The sequence below is a fragment of the Haemophilus sputorum HK 2154 genome (assembly GCF_000287615.1).
In the GTDB taxonomy this organism is placed as follows: Bacteria; Pseudomonadota; Gammaproteobacteria; order Enterobacterales; family Pasteurellaceae; genus Haemophilus_A; species Haemophilus_A sputorum.
In genome coordinates this window covers 1-16,346 of sequence record NZ_ALJP01000005.1, presented here as the reverse complement: position 1 = coordinate 16,346, position 16,346 = coordinate 1, and the positions used below count along the sequence as shown (strand labels likewise).

15 protein-coding genes are annotated in these 16,346 nt (G+C 39.8%); 10 read left to right on the top strand and 5 right to left on the bottom strand.

The window, feature by feature from the left end; translation table 11 throughout:
- The 4 genes from HMPREF1128_RS01280 to glmS all read left to right on the top strand — a co-directional run bounded on the left by HMPREF1128_RS01280 (position 1) and on the right by glmS (position 5,201).
- Positions 1 to 2,076 (top strand): UDP-glucose:protein N-beta-glucosyltransferase, encoded by a 2,076-nt coding sequence (locus tag HMPREF1128_RS01280; protein WP_007523566.1) that lies wholly within the window; start codon positions 1 to 3, stop codon positions 2,074 to 2,076.
- A 161-nt stretch (positions 2,077 to 2,237) separates the two neighbouring features.
- Positions 2,238 to 2,438 (top strand): glycine zipper 2TM domain-containing protein, encoded by a 201-nt coding sequence (locus HMPREF1128_RS01275; RefSeq protein ID WP_007523472.1) that lies wholly within the window; start codon positions 2,238 to 2,240, stop codon positions 2,436 to 2,438.
- Positions 2,439 to 2,561: 123 nt separating this feature from the next.
- Entirely contained in the window at positions 2,562 to 3,323 is a 762-nt protein-coding gene (locus HMPREF1128_RS01270) for a DeoR/GlpR family DNA-binding transcription regulator (RefSeq protein WP_007523528.1), read from the top strand.
- Positions 3,324 to 3,380: 57 nt separating this feature from the next.
- Entirely contained in the window at positions 3,381 to 5,201 is a 1,821-nt protein-coding gene (gene glmS, locus HMPREF1128_RS01265; RefSeq protein WP_007523571.1) for a glutamine--fructose-6-phosphate transaminase (isomerizing), read from the top strand.
- A 97-nt stretch (positions 5,202 to 5,298) separates the two neighbouring features.
- Here glmS and HMPREF1128_RS01260 read toward each other — a convergent pair whose 3' ends face one another.
- From HMPREF1128_RS01260 to HMPREF1128_RS01250, 3 genes are all read right to left on the bottom strand, one after another.
- The gene (locus tag HMPREF1128_RS01260; RefSeq protein ID WP_007523499.1) at positions 5,299 to 5,979 is read right to left on the bottom strand and encodes a 3-keto-L-gulonate-6-phosphate decarboxylase UlaD; all 681 of its coding nucleotides are present in this window, start codon (positions 5,977 to 5,979) and stop codon (positions 5,299 to 5,301) included.
- Positions 5,980 to 6,013: 34 nt separating this feature from the next.
- Positions 6,014 to 6,481: a PTS sugar transporter subunit IIA gene (locus tag HMPREF1128_RS01255; RefSeq protein ID WP_007523443.1), complete on the bottom strand. Its 468-nt coding sequence runs from the start codon at positions 6,479 to 6,481 to the stop codon at positions 6,014 to 6,016.
- 83 nt (positions 6,482 to 6,564) lie between these two features.
- The gene (locus HMPREF1128_RS01250) at positions 6,565 to 8,358 is read right to left on the bottom strand and encodes a PTS ascorbate-specific subunit IIBC (RefSeq protein ID WP_007523470.1); all 1,794 of its coding nucleotides are present in this window, start codon (positions 8,356 to 8,358) and stop codon (positions 6,565 to 6,567) included.
- Between the two features lie 388 nt (positions 8,359 to 8,746).
- Here HMPREF1128_RS01250 and ulaG point away from each other — a divergent pair, with 388 nt between their 5' ends.
- The 5 genes from ulaG to HMPREF1128_RS01225 all read left to right on the top strand — a co-directional run bounded on the left by ulaG (position 8,747) and on the right by HMPREF1128_RS01225 (position 13,016).
- On the top strand, positions 8,747 to 9,838 hold the full coding sequence (gene ulaG, locus HMPREF1128_RS01245; protein WP_007523462.1) for an L-ascorbate 6-phosphate lactonase: 1,092 nt from the start codon (positions 8,747 to 8,749) through the stop codon (positions 9,836 to 9,838).
- Between the two features lie 110 nt (positions 9,839 to 9,948).
- Positions 9,949 to 10,695, top strand: coding sequence for an HTH-type transcriptional regulator UlaR (ulaR, locus tag HMPREF1128_RS01240; protein ID WP_007523565.1), 747 nt, complete (start codon positions 9,949 to 9,951; stop codon positions 10,693 to 10,695).
- A gap of 60 nt (positions 10,696 to 10,755) precedes the next feature.
- Positions 10,756 to 11,616, top strand: coding sequence for an L-ribulose-5-phosphate 3-epimerase (locus HMPREF1128_RS01235; RefSeq protein WP_007523523.1), 861 nt, complete (start codon positions 10,756 to 10,758; stop codon positions 11,614 to 11,616).
- Positions 11,613 to 12,332, top strand: coding sequence for an L-ribulose-5-phosphate 4-epimerase (gene araD / locus HMPREF1128_RS01230; protein WP_007523432.1), 720 nt, complete (start codon positions 11,613 to 11,615; stop codon positions 12,330 to 12,332). Before HMPREF1128_RS01235 ends, araD begins: the two co-directional genes overlap by 4 nt.
- A gap of 123 nt (positions 12,333 to 12,455) precedes the next feature.
- Positions 12,456 to 13,016 carry a DUF5358 domain-containing protein gene (locus HMPREF1128_RS01225; RefSeq protein ID WP_007523434.1) on the top strand — a complete coding sequence of 187 codons (561 nt, stop codon included), beginning with the start codon at positions 12,456 to 12,458 and terminating at the stop codon, positions 13,014 to 13,016.
- A 49-nt stretch (positions 13,017 to 13,065) separates the two neighbouring features.
- Here HMPREF1128_RS01225 and HMPREF1128_RS01220 read toward each other — a convergent pair whose 3' ends face one another.
- Positions 13,066 to 13,455 (bottom strand): pyrimidine dimer DNA glycosylase/endonuclease V, encoded by a 390-nt coding sequence (locus tag HMPREF1128_RS01220; protein WP_007523467.1) that lies wholly within the window; start codon positions 13,453 to 13,455, stop codon positions 13,066 to 13,068.
- Positions 13,456 to 13,613: 158 nt separating this feature from the next.
- Between HMPREF1128_RS01220 and HMPREF1128_RS01215 the strand changes: the two genes are divergently transcribed.
- Entirely contained in the window at positions 13,614 to 14,549 is a 936-nt protein-coding gene (locus HMPREF1128_RS01215) for a KpsF/GutQ family sugar-phosphate isomerase (protein WP_035529948.1), read from the top strand.
- Positions 14,550 to 14,607: 58 nt separating this feature from the next.
- On the opposite strand, the gene ffh is transcribed toward HMPREF1128_RS01215, so the two are convergent.
- Positions 14,608 to 16,002 carry a signal recognition particle protein gene (gene ffh / locus HMPREF1128_RS01210; protein WP_007523426.1) on the bottom strand — a complete coding sequence of 465 codons (1,395 nt, stop codon included), beginning with the start codon at positions 16,000 to 16,002 and terminating at the stop codon, positions 14,608 to 14,610.
- Positions 16,003 to 16,346: the final 344 nt, after the last annotated feature.

Here is a 16,346-nt window from a genome sequence, read left to right as displayed (position 1 = left end):
ATGTCAGAACAGAAACAATCAGCGAAACCTTTAAAATTTGGTAAGGCATCACAAAAAGTGCCAAGTGTAATGACGTTTGAAAAAGCAGTTAGTGAGAAAAATTATGAGGCTGCTTGTGTTGAGTTATTAGATATCTTGCGCAAAATTGACTCAAATTTTGGGGGGATTCATGATATTGAATGTGATTTCCCTGAGCAATTAAACGTAGATGAGCTCAATAAGGAAAAGCATATTTATTTTGCAACGCGTATGGCAAATGCTATTACCGAGTTATTTAAAGACCCTGCTTTATCCTTATCTGAGTCAGGTGCGCAAACTTTCTTCACGCTTCAGCGTTGGTTATCCATGATTTTTGCATCTTCCCCATATATTAATGCAGATCATATTCTGGTAACGTTAAACCAGAATGAAAACCCATATAATTTAGCGGATTTTCGTTTAAGCAATACACAAGATGCGATTATTAAATTCTGTGTACTTTATTTACCGGAATCTAATATCAATGTGAATTTAGAAGCATTATGGCAACTTAATCCAGAAGTGACAGGTTCTCTTGCTTTTGCATTACAGTCTCCACGCTTTATTGCTACTCAGCAAGCCTTTAGTAAGCGTGGTACGTTATTACAGTGGTTCCCAGAAAAACTCGCGACGTTTGAAAATCTCAATAATTTACCAAGCGCAATTAGCCATGATGTGTATATGCATTGTAGTTATGATGTGGCGAGCAATAAACATTGGGTAAAAAAAGCATTAAATACGGTAATGCGTCGTCATTTGATTGCTGGTGGCTTTAAAGATCGTGAAATTAACAATATTGGTTATGTAAATGGTAAGCCGGTTATGGTGGTTTTATTAGAGCATTTCCATTCTTCACATTCTATTTACCGCACACACTCAACTTCAATGATTGCTGCGCGTGAACATTTCCATATTATTGGTTTAGGCAATCATGCAGTTGACCAAGCAGGCCGTGATGTTTTTGATGACTTTAGATTCGTTGATGGCGAGAATATGTTTGAGCGTTTAGAGTTTATTCGACAAATCTGTGAAGAACATCAAGCAGCAGTATTCTATATGCCAAGTATTGGGATGGATTTATTAACGATCTTTGCAAGCAATACTCGTTTAGCGCCAGTACAAGTGATTGCATTAGGTCACCCAGCGACGACTCACTCTGATTTCATTGAATATGTTATTGTAGAAGATGATTATGTTGGCTCGGAAGAGTGCTTTAGCGAAAAATTGATTCGTTTACCGAAAGATGCACTTCCTTATGTACCATCATCAGAAGCCCCTGAAAAAGTAGATTATAAATTACGGAAAAACCCGGAAGTCGTCAATATTGGTATTGCTTCAACAACAATGAAGTTAAATCCACATTTCTTGACGGCATTAAAAGCAATCCGTGATCGTGCTAACGTAAAAGTGCATTTCCATTTTGCATTAGGACAATCACATGGTTTAACGCATCCATATGTTGAGCGTTTTATTAAATCATATTTAGGGGAAGATGCGACTGCACATCCACACCTACCATATGCTCAATATTTAAGTGTATTAAGCAATTGCGATATGATGGTTAATCCATTCCCATTTGGTAATACCAATGGCATTATTGATATGGTTACGCTAGGTTTAGTTGGCGTCTGTAAAACAGGTGCAGAGGTGCACGAACATATTGATGAAGGTTTATTTAAACGTCTTGGCTTACCAGAATGGTTGATTGCGAATACGGCAGATGAATATGTTGAATGCGCGATTCGTTTGGCTGAAAACCATGATGAGCGTTTAGCACTTCGTCGCCATATTATTAAAAATAATGGCCTGCAAAAACTATTTACAGGCGATCCTCGCCCGATGGGACGTGAATTACTTAAACGCGTACAACAATGGGCTGAACAAGCGGGTGTTACATTAACGTTACAAACGCAAATTGATGTTGAGGAAGAAAAGAAACCCGCTGCAAAGAAAAGCACCGCTAAAAGAGCTTCAACAAAGAAAACTGCAGATAAAAAAGAAACGCCTTTAAAGACTGCAGCCAAAAAATTGAAAAAAACAGCTAAAAACAAAGAATAACTGTTTTCAGAATCAAGCGCACTATAACTTATAGTGCGTTTTTTGTTTAAAAAATAGGCAATTGAAGGGGGGCAAGGAACCATTTCATGTACAGCTTGGTCTTAGAGGTAAATCTTGTTCAAATGATTCTTTATAAAAGCCATTTCTTTGAGGAGAAAAGCATGAAATCAATGTTTAAAGTATTTGGTGTAATCGCTTTAGCCACTACTTTAGCTGCTTGTAGCGGAATGAGCCGCTCACAAAAAAATACTGCTATCGGTGCAGCTGTTGGTGGTGTTGCTGGTAACGTAATTGGTGGTTCAACAACCGCTACACTTGCTGGTGCAGCCTTAGGCGGGGTTATTGGTAGCCAAGTAAAATAATCATCATTTGTTTAAAGCCGTCATTGACGGCTTTTTTGATCGCATAACAAATCTTTGCAAGCGGTCAAAATTTAGCTATAATTTGCAAAGTTTTGAATCGAAACTTAATCGAAAGATGTGCGTATGTCGAAAAGAAATACTCAACAGCGCCGTCAAATGATTGCAACAATGGTGCAAGAACAAGGTGAAGTCGGGGTCGAACAACTCGCGCTCTTGTTTGAAACTTCAGAAGTCACCATTCGAAAAGATTTAACCGCCTTGGAAGAAAGCGGTTTTTTATTGCGTCGTTATGGCGGGGCGATCAAAATTCCTTCTGAATTGATGGAAGAAGAAAGCAATGAACAGCTTTCTCAACAAAAAATTGCTATCGCTAAAGCCGCGCGTGATTGCATCAGTGATCATAATCGAATCATTATTGATAGCGGTCGTACAACAGGGGCTTTAGTTAAGAGTTTAAATCAGAGCGGATTGGTTATTATGACTAATTCGCTTTCTTTAGCTTCAGAGCTTACGACATTAGAGTGTGAGCCTACCGTATTGATGACGGGCGGAACTTGGGATGTGCGTTCTGAATCTTTTCAAGGTAAAGTCGCTGAAAATACTTTGCGAGCTTATGATTTTGACCAACTGTTTATTGGTGCAGACGGTCTGGATTTAGAGCGTGGCACAACAACTTTTAATGAATTAGTTGGCTTAAGTCAGGTGATGGCGGAAGTTAGTCGAGAAGTGATTGTGTTAATTGAGTCTCAAAAAATTGGACGTAAAATGCCAAATGTGGAACTCGATTGGACAAAAATTGACAAAGTCATCACGGATAAGCAAATAAGTTTCGAAACGAAAGTTGCTATAGAGAAAAATGGCGTGGCTGTGATTATTGCAGATTAAAAGAAACGAGTTTGCAAATAAAAATTTAAATTAACAAACAAATTAGGAATAAAAATTATGTGTGGAATTGTCGGTGCGGTAGCACAACGTGATGTAGCAGCAATTTTAGTAGATGGTTTACATCGTTTAGAATACCGCGGTTATGACTCAGCAGGTGTGGCAGTATTAGGTGCAGATAAACATATGCAAATCTTACGTCGCGTAGGTAAAGTAAAAGCGTTAGATGAAGCGCTTGAAGCTAAACCATTATTAGGTGGTACAGGGATTGCGCACACTCGTTGGGCAACACATGGTGAGCCATCAGAAATTAACGCGCATCCGCATCGCTCAGGCAAAATTGCAGTGGTGCATAACGGTATTATTGAAAATTACGAAGAATTGCGTAGTGAATTACAAGCGCGTGGTTATGTTTTCCAATCACAAACAGATACCGAAGTTATTGCTCATTTAGTGGAATGGGAATTCCGTACTTCAAATAGTTTATTAGAAGCAGTAAGAAAAGCTGTAAAACAATTACGTGGTGCTTACGGTACAGTGGTATTAAATGAAGAAGAACCAGAACATTTAATCGTGGCGCGTTCAGGTTCACCATTAGTGATTGGTTATGGTATTGGCGAAAACTTCTTGGCTTCTGACCCACTGGCGCTATTAAGCGTAACCCGTAAATTTGCTTATTTAGAAGAAGGCGATGTTGCGGAAATTACCCGCACCACAGTTGATATTTATGATAGTGAAGGCAACAAAGTTGAGCGTGAAATTCACGAAGGTAACTTTGAGCAAGATGCGGCAGATAAAGGCCAATATCGTCACTATATGCAAAAAGAGATTTTTGAACAGCCAGTTGCAATTATGAACACCTTAGACGGTCGCATCAAAGATGGTAAAGTCAGTTTAGATTCAATTGCACCGAATGCAGCAGAAATTTTATCGAAAGCACAACATATTCAAATTGTAGCATGTGGTACTTCATATAATGCAGGTATGGTGGCTCGCTACTGGTTAGAATCTTTAGCGGGTGTAGCTTGTGATGTCGAAATTGCCTCAGAATTCCGTTATCGTAAATTTGTGACTCGTCCAAATAGTTTATTGGTGACTATTTCACAATCAGGCGAAACGGCAGATACACTTGCTGCATTACGTTTAGCAAAAGAAGCGGGCTTTATGGCAGCAATGACTATTTGTAACGTGGCAACATCATCACTTGTTCGTGAATCAGATTTCGCATTCATGACCAAAGCCGGGGTAGAAGTCGGTGTTGCATCAACGAAAGCTTTCACAACACAGTTAACTTGCTTATTGCTTTTAACCGCGGCATTAGGTCGTTTAAAAGGCAATATGAGTGAAGCGCAAGAAGCGGATATTGTTCATGCATTACAACGCTTACCTGCACAAATTGAAATGGCATTAACTCATGAAAAAGAGATTGAAAGACTCTCTGAAGACTTTGCTGACAAACAGCACAGCCTATTCTTAGGTCGTGGCGAGTTCTATCCAATTGCGATGGAATCCGCATTAAAATTAAAAGAGATCTCTTACATTCATGCAGAAGCGTATGCTGCTGGTGAACTTAAACATGGCCCATTAGCATTGATCGACAGCGAAATGCCGGTCATTGTGGTGGCACCAGAAAATGATTTACTTGAAAAAGTGAAATCTAACATTGAAGAAGTGAAAGCGCGTGGTGGTCAATTATTTATCTTTGCTGACCATGATGCTGGTTTAGGCTATAAAACCGTGGTGTTCCCAAAAGTCGATGAAGTTACTGCCCCAATTTTCTACGCAGTGCCATTACAACTCCTTTCTTATCATGTAGCACTTATTAAAGGCACAGACGTGGATCAGCCGCGTAACTTAGCGAAATCTGTAACAGTAGAATAAGCTATTTAATACCTAAATAAACAAGCGGTCATTTTTCCAAGACGATTTGCAAATTGTCAAAGAAAAATGACCGCTTGTGTTTTATTAGACTTTGCGATTATGCCCAGTATTTGTCAATTTCAGCACGAATTGCTTCGGCAGTTTGTTTGCCTTTTTCACCAACTAATGCGCGGCCTGCGATGAAAGCTTTGGCATTTTTCACTTCTTTAAATAAGTGGATTTCTTCTGGAACAATACCGCCAGTAATAGAAAGTTCTAGGCCTTTGGCAGAAAGTTGTTTCATTAACTCAATGTCGTCTGCTGTCCAGCCTTTTCCTGCTAATTCAGCATCACGTGAACGGTGGTAAATAGCTTGTTTTACGCCTAAATCAACCCACTCTTGTGCATCTTTTTCCACAGTCCAGTTACCGTAGATTTCGATTTGAATCTCTTTTTTCACTTTGAGTTCTGGGTGAGCGGCATTGAAGTCATCAGCCACTTTTTTACAAGCCGCTTTCGTTGCTGGGTGTGCAGCTGCAGAAACAGTTAACCAGTCTGCACCGGCTTCAAATGCCATTTTGGCAAGAATTGCACCACCATCGGTGGTTTTTAAATCGCACACGATAATGTGATTTGGGTGAAGTGCACGTAAAGTTGAAACGGCTTTCATGCCTTCTGCGCACGCTAAAATGGTGCCGCATTCGATGATATCAACTACGCTTTCTGCTTGTTTAGCATCAGCAACCGCTTTTTCAAGGCTTAATGAATCAAGTGCAATTTGGAGAAGTGGTCTAGACATATATTGTTCCTTTTAAATAAATGAGAGGGAGGTTCTATGCATTTAATGCAGCATCAATCATGGCATAAACATCTTCAGGCATTTTACAAGCAAGCACTTTGTCTAAGTTTACACCTGTGTCGCTTTCTTCATCATCTAATGTTTGGGTGATTTCCATTAACCCTTCCATATGTTTATCGGAGTCGCTGCCTGCTAGCGTGATAAGCACTGAAACACCTTCATCTTCGCCATCAAAATAAACGGGTTCGCTAAGCGTCACTAATGCAAAAGAGGTTTTAATAACGCCTTCTTCTGGACGAGCGTGAGGCATGGCTAAACCTGGCGCTAGAATGATATATGGGCCCATTTTTTCAATGTTGCCCACAATATGATCATAATAACGAGGTTCAATAGTACCAGCCTTAATTAATAAATCTGTACCGAGTTTAATGGCTTCTTTCCAGTTGGAAACTTTTTGGTTGAGAAGGATTGAGTTATTTTCGATAAGTGATTCTTTTAACATTTGGGTGTCCTATATTGATTTTGATAGGGCGGAATAGCTTCCGCCCAAATGATGTTGGAGGGATTGTTTAGCAAAACAATCGTTTATTGATATTTTTTAATGAGTGCTAAGAGTTCTTCACCGAAGGTGTTTGGATTTAGCATGTTTTGTACGCCTAGCACAGAAACATTACCTTCTTGAACGATTTCCTCTTGTAAGTGTTTAGAGCATACGATGATGTCTACACTTGACACTTTACCTTTATGGTCGGTCACAGCACAAGAGTCCATTACGTTTGGAATACCGCGTTTATCAAGGTATTGTTTAATTTTCATTTTCATCATCATTGATGAACCTTGACCTGAACCACACACCGCTAAAATACGCACGGCTTTTACGTTTGCTGCAGCTTCATTTGCAACATTTTCAGCTTTTTCGACCGCTTGTTCAGGCTCTTCTTGTACTTGTTCTAAACCGTAGCCATCTAATTGTTCAAGCGTTAAACCTTTCGCTTTTGCTTCTGCTTCTTCTGCACGTAATTGGCGAGATGCGAAGAACATATATACAAGCGCTAATGCCACAATAACGAAGAAGAATCCTGGTACGCTGATGATACCTTGTAAGATTGGTGGGAAGAATAACGCCCAGTCAGCCATACCCATCCAGCCGTTGAAGGTTGTACCTTGGCTTGCAAGCATTTGGATAACCCATGCTGAGCCTAATACTTCAATAATACCCATCACGAAACAGATTTTCATTACTGCTTTCCAACCACCGAATTGGTTTGCAAATACCCCGATAGTTGCGTTAGAGAAGAACATTGGGATAAAGCCTGGAATGATAAGGATTGGTGAGCTAAAGCCTAGTAATAAACCTACTGCAACGAATTGACCAATTGCGCCCCACATAAAACCGAATACCATCGCATTTGGTGAGAAGGCATAAATTGCCGCACAGTCAATTGCTAGTACAGAGTTAGGAATTAAGCGTTCTGAAATCCCTTTGAAAGCTTCAGATAATTCCGCAACGAACATACGTACGCCAGTGACGATAATTTGAATAGCAACCGCAAATTTTAAGCCCATTTCTAAGATGTAAATAGACCAGTGCGTTTTAGCTGCCATTTGTTGAAGGTTATCTAAACCGAAAGAAAGAAGGATGATACCAAAGAAAAGGGTCATCACTAATGCAGTGGCTGAAATGCTGTCATGGAAAATATGTAACCATTTTGGCAATTTCATGTGATCGACAGAGTCATTTTTATCACCAAGTTTTGGTGCTAATTTTGTTGCAATCCAAGACGCAATTTGTTGTTGGTGACCGATAGAGAAACCTGCACCACCAGTAACCGCTTGGGTTGGTTTATACATAATGTTAGAAGAAATTGCCCAATAAAGAGCCATTAACACTGAGGTGTAAATGACTGTTTCCCACATTGATGCACCAATAATCATGTAGAACACCGCAACTAAACCTGCTTGTTGGAACATAATATGCCCAGTCAGCATAATGGTACGAATCCCTGTGATTCTTCTAAATACAACTAATAAGATATTTAAGAATAATGCACCGATAACTGAATAACCTACCCACGCATAATTGTCTGCCATGGTTTGGATGGTGGCTTGCATACTGGTATAAGGGTCGATAACCGCACCAGTAAGATTGTGGAATTTAGATAAGCCTTCAATAACCGGCTTAAAGTTGGTCACTAAGAAACCCGAACCCGCCTGTACAATCATAAAACCAACGATGGTTTTAATGGTGCCTTTAATAATGGTGGTGGAATCTTTTTTTAAGAGAATGTAGCCCAGGCAGGCAACAATACCAAGTAAGAATGGCGCTTTATTTAACACCTGATCTTTAAAAAAGACCAAGATATCGGTGAGCATTTCCATAAGAGTACCTCTTATTTTGTAATCAAGTTTAATCAACAAGATGTTGTTTAGTTAGGATGTCATTCATAAATTGAATGTATCGGCTGAATAATAATCGCTATTTTTTGAATAACAAAGATTATTTTTGATTATTTGTGAGGTTGATCACATTTTATTTTTCAAGCGGTCAGATTTTGAGAGAATTTTGCAAAAAGCACTGAAATTTATTTTTATATGTGAATTTTTTGCTTAAAATGAAGAAAAATAGCGCTTGCGTGAGTATAATTTACTCAAAAATGAGATCTAGATCACAAAACTGTGAAAAATCATTTTACAAAAAAATATGATTATTTATGATTATTTGTGATTAAATAATTTATCTTTGCTGACTAAAATGAGGAGCAGTATTATGGCTAAAGTCAATGAAATCACCCGTGAGAGCTGGATTCTTTCAACTTTCCCAGAATGGGGAACGTGGTTAAACGAAGAGATTGAAGAAGAAGTTGTGCCAGAAGGCAACTTCGCAATGTGGTGGTTAGGCTGCGTAGGTGTGTGGATTAAAACCCCAGCAGGTGCAAACATTTGTATGGACTTATGGTGTAGCCGTGGTAAATCAACTAAAAAAGTAAAAGATATGGTTCGCGGTCACCAAATGGCAAATATGGCGGGTGTTCGTAAATTACAACCTAACTTACGTGCGCAACCAATGGTATTAGACCCATTTGCGATTAACGAAGTGGATTTCATTTTAGCTTCTCACTATCACAGCGATCACATTGATGTGAATGTGGCGGCAGCAATTATCAACAACCCTAAATTAGATCATGTAAAATTCGTTGGCCCTTGGCACTGTGCTGAGTTATGGAAAAAATGGGGTGTGCCAGAAGAGCGTATTATTGTTGTAAAACCTGGCGATGTAGTCAAAATTAAAGACGTTGAAATTCACGCATTAGATTCATTCGACCGCACTTGTTTAGTGACCTTACCAGTAGAAGGTGCAGAAGAACAAGGTGGCGAATTAAAAGGGTTATGCCCATCTGATGAAGAAATGGGTCGCAAAGCAGTAAACTATGTTTTCAAAACACCAGGTGGTACTATTTATCACGGTGCAGACTCACACTACTCAATCCAATTTGCAAAACATGGTAAAGAGTTCGATATCGATGTGGCATTAAATAACTACGGTGAAAACCCAGTAGGGATTGCCGATAAAATGACTTCAATCGACCTACTTCGCATGGCAGAATGTTTACGTGCTAAAGTGATTATTCCAGTGCACCACGACATTTGGACGAACTTTATGGCAAGTACGCAAGAAATCATTGATTTATGGCGTATGCGTAAAGACCGTTTACAATACAAATTCCACCCATTCATTTGGGAAGTCGGCGGTAAATATGTTTATCCGCGCGATAAAGATTTAATCGAATATCATCACCCACGTGGTTTTGATGATTGCTTTGAACAAGAGCCGAATATTCAATTTAAATCAATGTTGTAATTAACCTTAGGGGGATATTCAGAATGGGTACATCACGAAATCCCCCTCTCCTCTTTCTAGCAGGAGTGGATTTGTTCATTGATTTAATGCTCAATATACAAGGATAACCAATGAACGAAACGTATCGACATCAGAATTTACTTTCGTTGTTAGAAGAAAAGAAAATACTTTCAACAACAGAGATTATCGATTTATTAGAAATCTCGCCGGCAACCGCGCGTCGCGATATCAATAAATTAAATGAGCAGGGCAGATTAAGAAAAGTCCGCAATGGGGCTGAAGCTTTAAGCGTGAATTTCGGTGTGGCAAAGAAAAAAATTATCAATAATGCCAACGAAAAACAGCGCATTGCAACGATTGCTAGCCAGTATTGTAATGATGGTGAAAGCGTCATTCTCACCGCAGGTTCAACCATGCAAATGTTAGGCAACCGTTTATGTGGTCGGAATTTGCAAATCATCACGAATTTCTTACCGCTTGCAAACGATCTAATTCAACATAGTCATGAAAATTTAGTGATTATGGGTGGGCAATATAATCGGGCTAAACGGGTAACGCTTTCATTAAATACGCAAAATGAAATTAACTATTTTGCGAATGTCATGTTTACCAGTGGAAAAGGCTTAACCACAGCTGGGTTATATAAAAATGACATGATCATTGCGAACTCTGAACAGCCACTTGCACAAAAAGCAGATAAGCTTATTGCGCTAGTCGATAGCACGAAATTAGGCAAACAAGTGGGCATGTTATTTAGCTCGTTAGATGAGATTGATATTTTAATTACTGGCAAAGAGGCCAATCCTGAAATTCTCCAAGCATTAAGAGAAAAAGGCTTGGAAGTGGTTTTAGCGTAAGCGGTCGGATTTTGCAGATTTTTTACTAAAAGCATAACCAACATAGCCAAAGAGGTTGTTATGAGAAAACATAAACTAGGTATCTACGAAAAAGCCTTGCCGAAGAACATTTCTTGGCAAGATAGGCTTTCGATTGCAAAAACTTGTGGTTTCGATTTTGTGGAAATTTCCATTGATGAAACTGATGAACGCTTGGCTCGTTTAGACTGGAGCAAAGAAGAGCGTATCGAATTAGTAAAAGCGATCATCAATACAGGCGTAACGATTCCTTCGATGTGTTTATCTGGCCACCGCCGTTTTCCATTTGGTTCGCATGATGAGGCAACTCGTCAAAAAGCCTATGAAATTATGGAAAAAGCGATTCAATTAGCGGTTGATCTTGGTATTCGTACAATTCAACTTGCAGGCTATGATGTGTATTACGAAGAACAAGATGAAGGCACATTAGCACGTTTCCAAGAAGGTCTTGAATGGGCAGTCGAATTAGCGGCAAGTAATCAAGTAACCATTGCCGTTGAGATTATGGATACTCAATTTATGAGTTCAATTTCTCGTTGGAAAAAATGGGATGAAATTATCGACTCACCATGGTTTACCGTTTACCCAGATTTAGGCAACCTTTCTGCATGGAATGATAACGTGGCAGAAGAGCTAAAATTAGGCATCAATAAAATTTCTGCGATTCACTTAAAAGATACTTACAAAGTGACAGAAACTTGCAAAGGTCAGTTCCGTGATGTTCCGTTTGGTGATGGATGTGTAGATTTCCCCGCTTGCTTTAACACCTTGGCGGCTTTGAATTATCGTGGGGCGTTCTTAATTGAGATGTGGACAGAAAAGGCGGAAGAGCCAATTGCTGAAATCATCAATGCGCGCCGTTGGATTGAACAAAAAATGAAAGAAGGAGGCTTTGAACTATGAGCCAATTAACCGAATTAACCCCAGCGCTTCAAGCATTAAGAGAGCGCGTATTAAAAGCAAATTTAGAGTTACCAAAATATAAGCTAGTCACTTTTACATGGGGAAATGTGAGTGAAATTGACCGCGAAATAGGGTTAGTTGCGATCAAACCTTCAGGTGTGGATTATGACACCATGACCGTAGAAGATATTGTGCTGGTGGATTTAAATGGTAACCGTGTTTACGGTAGCAAAAAACCGTCTTCTGATACGCCAACTCACCTAGAGTTTTATCGCCAATTCCCGAATATTGGTGGAGTGGTGCATACACACTCTCGCCATGCAACAGCTTGGGCACAAGCAGGCGAAGATATTTTAGCGCTAGGCACGACACAAGGTGACTACTTCTACGGTTCAATTCCTTGCACTCGTCGTATGACACCTGAAGAAATTGCTGGAGAATACGAACTTGAAACGGGCAAAGTGGTAGTGGAAACTTTCCGTACTCGCGGCATTAGCCCAGATCAAGTGCCGGGTGTATTAGTGCATTCTCATGGCCCATTTACTTGGGGTAAAGATGCCTTCGATGCCGTGCATAATTCTGTGGTGTTAGAAGAAGTGGCATATATGAATTTCATCAGTCATCAAATTCGTCCGAACATTGGTTCGATGCAACAAGAATTACTCGACAAACATTACTTACGTAAACACGGCGCTAATGCGTATTACGGTCAGTAATTTAAACTAATATCGCAATACAAGCGGTCTGAATCTGCAAAACTTTTGCAAATTTAGACCGCTTGTTGCTTTTATTGTGATAGGGAAGTGATAAAATGCCGAGCATTGACAAACAATAAGAAAATGAAAATGAAAAAATATTTATTAGTTGCTTGTGCGTTAGGTCTTACAGCATGTGGTTTAAGCACACCAGAAACGCCATTCCCTGGCGAATTTGCGAATGCGGATTATGTATTATCGGATACAGATGCTCAAAAATGGGTGGCGATGAGCAACCAAACTGCACAATGTATTTACCCGAATTTAACGCGTATTCAGAAAGAACATTTCTCTAAAGAAGATGCTTATATTCATGCGCAATATGTGTTGTTCTATCCGTTAGAAGAAATTATCGGCGAGCAATATGTGAAAATTATCCAAAATGATGAAAAATCAATGGGATATGCGCAATATCAATTTAAGCGATTCAAAGATCAACCTGCAGAAGTTGAATCACTAACAAAAGCACAATGTGAAACATTGCGTGCCAAGGCGCGTGATGATTTAGCCGTTGTGAAAGGGCAATACAAAAGCGGGATGGTGGAAGAAACGAAATCTGAGCCTAAAAACACCGATGGTGTGGCAACGGGAGAGAATAAATTCTTCTTTGATATTATTAAATGGGGTTCAGCCTTATTGCTGTAATGTATCTTTGGGAAAAGGGCGAACAATCAGTTCGCCTTTTTTATCTTCACTAAATTGCTTCTTTTCGAGGCGTAAAGCGCGCTTTGGCGGGCATTCGCAAAGCAATTCTTTCCCGATTGAGTTTAAGCGCATTCTCAGTAGGTTGATAATCTAGCCACAAGTCTGTTTGTTCGGGTAATTCAGTAGACCAAAAATATTGCACTTGAAAACCGCGAGCCAAGCACTCTTCGTGCAGAAGATCGTAACGCTTTTTTAAAAACATGAGTTTATTAAAAAAGAAACGGACATGCCCTTCGCCTAACTTGTAATCACTAGGTTGCCCTTTAAGACTAAATTTTCCTTTAGCAACTGCGTTAGGAATACGGGTCAGTTCGCGGTGTTCGGCAAGCAGGTGCTGATCGCAAAGTTCTGCCGGCGGGACAAGATTGATTCGAGTCATGATAATTCCAATAGAAAATAAGGGCGTTAAAAGTAACAGCAATCATACAAGCGGTCAAATTTTTGCAATTTTTTACCAAAAGCATCGAGCGATTATTTTGCATAATGCTTGAGGATAATGCGATAATGGAGCCAATCTTTCTTTTTTATGTGACGATTATGAATTATTTAACCAGCGCGAAGGCTACCTTAACACGTTATGCACAGGCGATTAACTTGCTAAATCAACGGTTATCAGATGAATTTAATGAAGCGGTGAAGATGATTCTCGAGTGTGAGGGACGTGTCGTCATTGCAGGGATTGGTAAGTCAGGTTTGGTTGGGAAAAAAATGGTTGCGACACTTGCCTCTACCGGTACGCCAAGTTTTTTCTTGCATCCAACCGAAGCCTTTCATGGCGATTTAGGTATGCTCAAGCCGATTGATGTGGTTATTCTTATCTCTAATAGTGGTGAAACGGATGATGTGAATAAGCTGATTCCAAGTTTGAAAAGTTTTGGAAACAAAATTATTGCGATGACGGGAAATCCGTTTTCTACACTAGGTCGTCATGCGGATCTCATTTTAAATATTGAAGTAGATCGAGAAGCTTGCCCTAATAATTTAGCTCCAACCACTTCCACTTTAGTGACGATGGCATTAGGCGATGCGTTAGCTATCGCATTGATTGAGGCAAGACAGTTCAAACCAGAGGATTTTGCTCGTTTCCATCCAGGTGGCAGTTTAGGTAGAAAATTACTGAATCGTGTACAAGATGTGATGAATCGCAAATTACCGATTGCGCAACCACAAAGTAGTTTTAGCGATTGTTTATCGGTAATGAATGAAGGCAGAATGGGCGTGGCAGTCATTATGCAAGATGAGCAATTAGTTGGCATTATCACAGATGGCGATATTCGCCGAGCATTAGCCCAGTTTGGTAGTGATAGTTTAAGCAAAACAGCTGAACAAATCATGACCCGCAATCCGAAAACGGTGAGTGAAACCATGTTCCTTGCAAAAGCAGAAGATTTAATGAAAGAAAAACATATTCACTCATTGATTGCTGTTGATGAGCAAGGTAAGCCAACCGGGCTATTAGAATTTTCAAGCTAATACTTAAAAACAAACAGGACGCTAAGCGTCCTGTTTTTCATGGATAGAGCAGTTGTTATTAGCGGCGTCCACCGAACATACCACCAAGCCCACCAAGGGCATTCATACCACCGCCCATTAAGCCTTTCATACCTCGCATCATTTTTGCCATGCCACCTTTGCGCATTTTTTTCATCATACGTTGCATTTCATCGAATTGCTTGAGGAGTTTATTGACATCTTGTACTTGTGTGCCTGAGCCTTGAGCAATACGACGACGGCGAGAACCTTTGATAATTTCTGGGTTTGCACGTTCTTTTAATGTCATGGAATTGATGATGGCTTCCATTTTAATGAACATTTTATCGTCAACTTGATTTTTTACATGCTCTGGTAAATTTTTCGCACCAGGCAATTTATCTAACATCGACATCATGCCACCCATTTTTTTCATTTCAATGAGCTGATCGCGGAAATCTTCTAAGGTAAATTCATCACCTTTTTTAAATTTCTGCGCCATCTTTTCCGCTTTTTCTTGGTCAACGGATCGCTGTAAGTCTTCAATCAATGACATGACATCGCCCATGCCTAAAATGCGAGAGGCAATACGGTCTGGATGGAATGGCTCTAAGGCATCAGTTTTTTCACCTACCCCGAGGAATTTAATCGGTTTCCCTGTAATTTGACGAATAGATAATGCTGCACCACCTCGTGCATCCCCATCAACTTTGGTTAAAATTACCCCAGTTAATGGTAATGCTTCGTTAAAGGCTTTTGCAGTATTGGCGGCATCTTGACCTGTCATTGCATCGACAGTGAAAAGCGTTTCGACTGGATTTAGAACCGCATGAATGTTCTGAATTTCTTCCATCATTTCGCCGTCAACATGTAAACGACCTGCGGTATCGACAATTAACACATCAAAGAAGTTAAGTTTGGCGTGTTTAAGCGCAGCTTCTGCAATATCAACGGGCTTTTGGCTAGTTTCAGTTGGAAAAAAATCAACTTTTAATGCTTCCGCTAGGGTTTGAAGCTGTTTAATCGCAGCAGGGCGGTAAACGTCAGCCGAAACGACTAATACTTTCTTTTTATGACGTTCTTTTAAGAATTTTGCCAATTTACCCACAGAGGTGGTTTTACCCGCACCTTGTAAACCTGCCATTAAGATCACTGCTGGCGGTTGGGCTGCAAGGTTTAATTCTTCATTTGCTTCACCCATCGCTTTTTCAAGCTCGGTGCGCACAATACGTAAGAACTCTTGACCTGGCGTTAGGCTTTTATTGACTTCTTCGCCTAGCGCACGCTCTTTTACTTGTGCGATGAACTCACGAACCACAGGTAAAGCAACATCAGCTTCTAAAAGTGCCATCCGCACTTCGCGCAAAGTATCTTTAATATTATCTTCGGTTAAACGACCTTTACCGGTAATGTTTCGTAAGGTTTTAGATAGTCTATCGGAGAGATTTTCAAACATAGTGCACTCTTTTTGCAAAAAATAAGGAAATAATGACCGCTTGTAGGACGGTCGAATGCGGTTATTATACAGAAAAACAGGGGGCTTTGGCGGAATTCTTCAAGCAGATAAAAAAGCGACATCACGGTGGGCGCGATGTCGCAAAAGAATTGACGATATTTGAGGAATCATTGTTGTTATTATTTTGCTTAATAATACTCCTTTTCCTCATAAGAATAAAAGTATTTATTTAAAAAAGCTTAAGAATAAGAATTTTTATTTTATAAAAAGAAAAACCCTGATGAAAAATTTCATCAGGGCTATCAATATGGCTCCTCCTGCGGGACTCGAACCTGCGACATATG

Bases quoted from the DNA above. Each gene is read 5' to 3' on its own strand.
- HMPREF1128_RS01280 (WP_007523566.1), top strand. From the start codon at position 1: ATGTCAGAACAGAAACAATCAGCGAAACCTTTAAAATTTGGTAAGGCA.
- HMPREF1128_RS01275 (WP_007523472.1), top strand. From the start codon at position 2,238: ATGAAATCAATGTTTAAAGTATTTGGTGTAATCGCTTTAGCCACTACT.
- HMPREF1128_RS01270 (WP_007523528.1), top strand. From the start codon at position 2,562: ATGTCGAAAAGAAATACTCAACAGCGCCGTCAAATGATTGCAACAATG.
- glmS (WP_007523571.1), top strand. From the start codon at position 3,381: ATGTGTGGAATTGTCGGTGCGGTAGCACAACGTGATGTAGCAGCAATT.
- HMPREF1128_RS01260 (WP_007523499.1), bottom strand. From the start codon at position 5,979: ATGTCTAGACCACTTCTCCAAATTGCACTTGATTCATTAAGCCTTGAA.
- HMPREF1128_RS01255 (WP_007523443.1), bottom strand. From the start codon at position 6,481: ATGTTAAAAGAATCACTTATCGAAAATAACTCAATCCTTCTCAACCAA.
- HMPREF1128_RS01250 (WP_007523470.1), bottom strand. From the start codon at position 8,358: ATGGAAATGCTCACCGATATCTTGGTCTTTTTTAAAGATCAGGTGTTA.
- ulaG (WP_007523462.1), top strand. From the start codon at position 8,747: ATGGCTAAAGTCAATGAAATCACCCGTGAGAGCTGGATTCTTTCAACT.
- ulaR (WP_007523565.1), top strand. From the start codon at position 9,949: ATGAACGAAACGTATCGACATCAGAATTTACTTTCGTTGTTAGAAGAA.
- HMPREF1128_RS01235 (WP_007523523.1), top strand. From the start codon at position 10,756: ATGAGAAAACATAAACTAGGTATCTACGAAAAAGCCTTGCCGAAGAAC.
- araD (WP_007523432.1), top strand. From the start codon at position 11,613: ATGAGCCAATTAACCGAATTAACCCCAGCGCTTCAAGCATTAAGAGAG.
- HMPREF1128_RS01225 (WP_007523434.1), top strand. From the start codon at position 12,456: ATGAAAATGAAAAAATATTTATTAGTTGCTTGTGCGTTAGGTCTTACA.
- HMPREF1128_RS01220 (WP_007523467.1), bottom strand. From the start codon at position 13,455: ATGACTCGAATCAATCTTGTCCCGCCGGCAGAACTTTGCGATCAGCAC.
- HMPREF1128_RS01215 (WP_035529948.1), top strand. From the start codon at position 13,614: ATGAATTATTTAACCAGCGCGAAGGCTACCTTAACACGTTATGCACAG.
- ffh (WP_007523426.1), bottom strand. From the start codon at position 16,002: ATGTTTGAAAATCTCTCCGATAGACTATCTAAAACCTTACGAAACATT.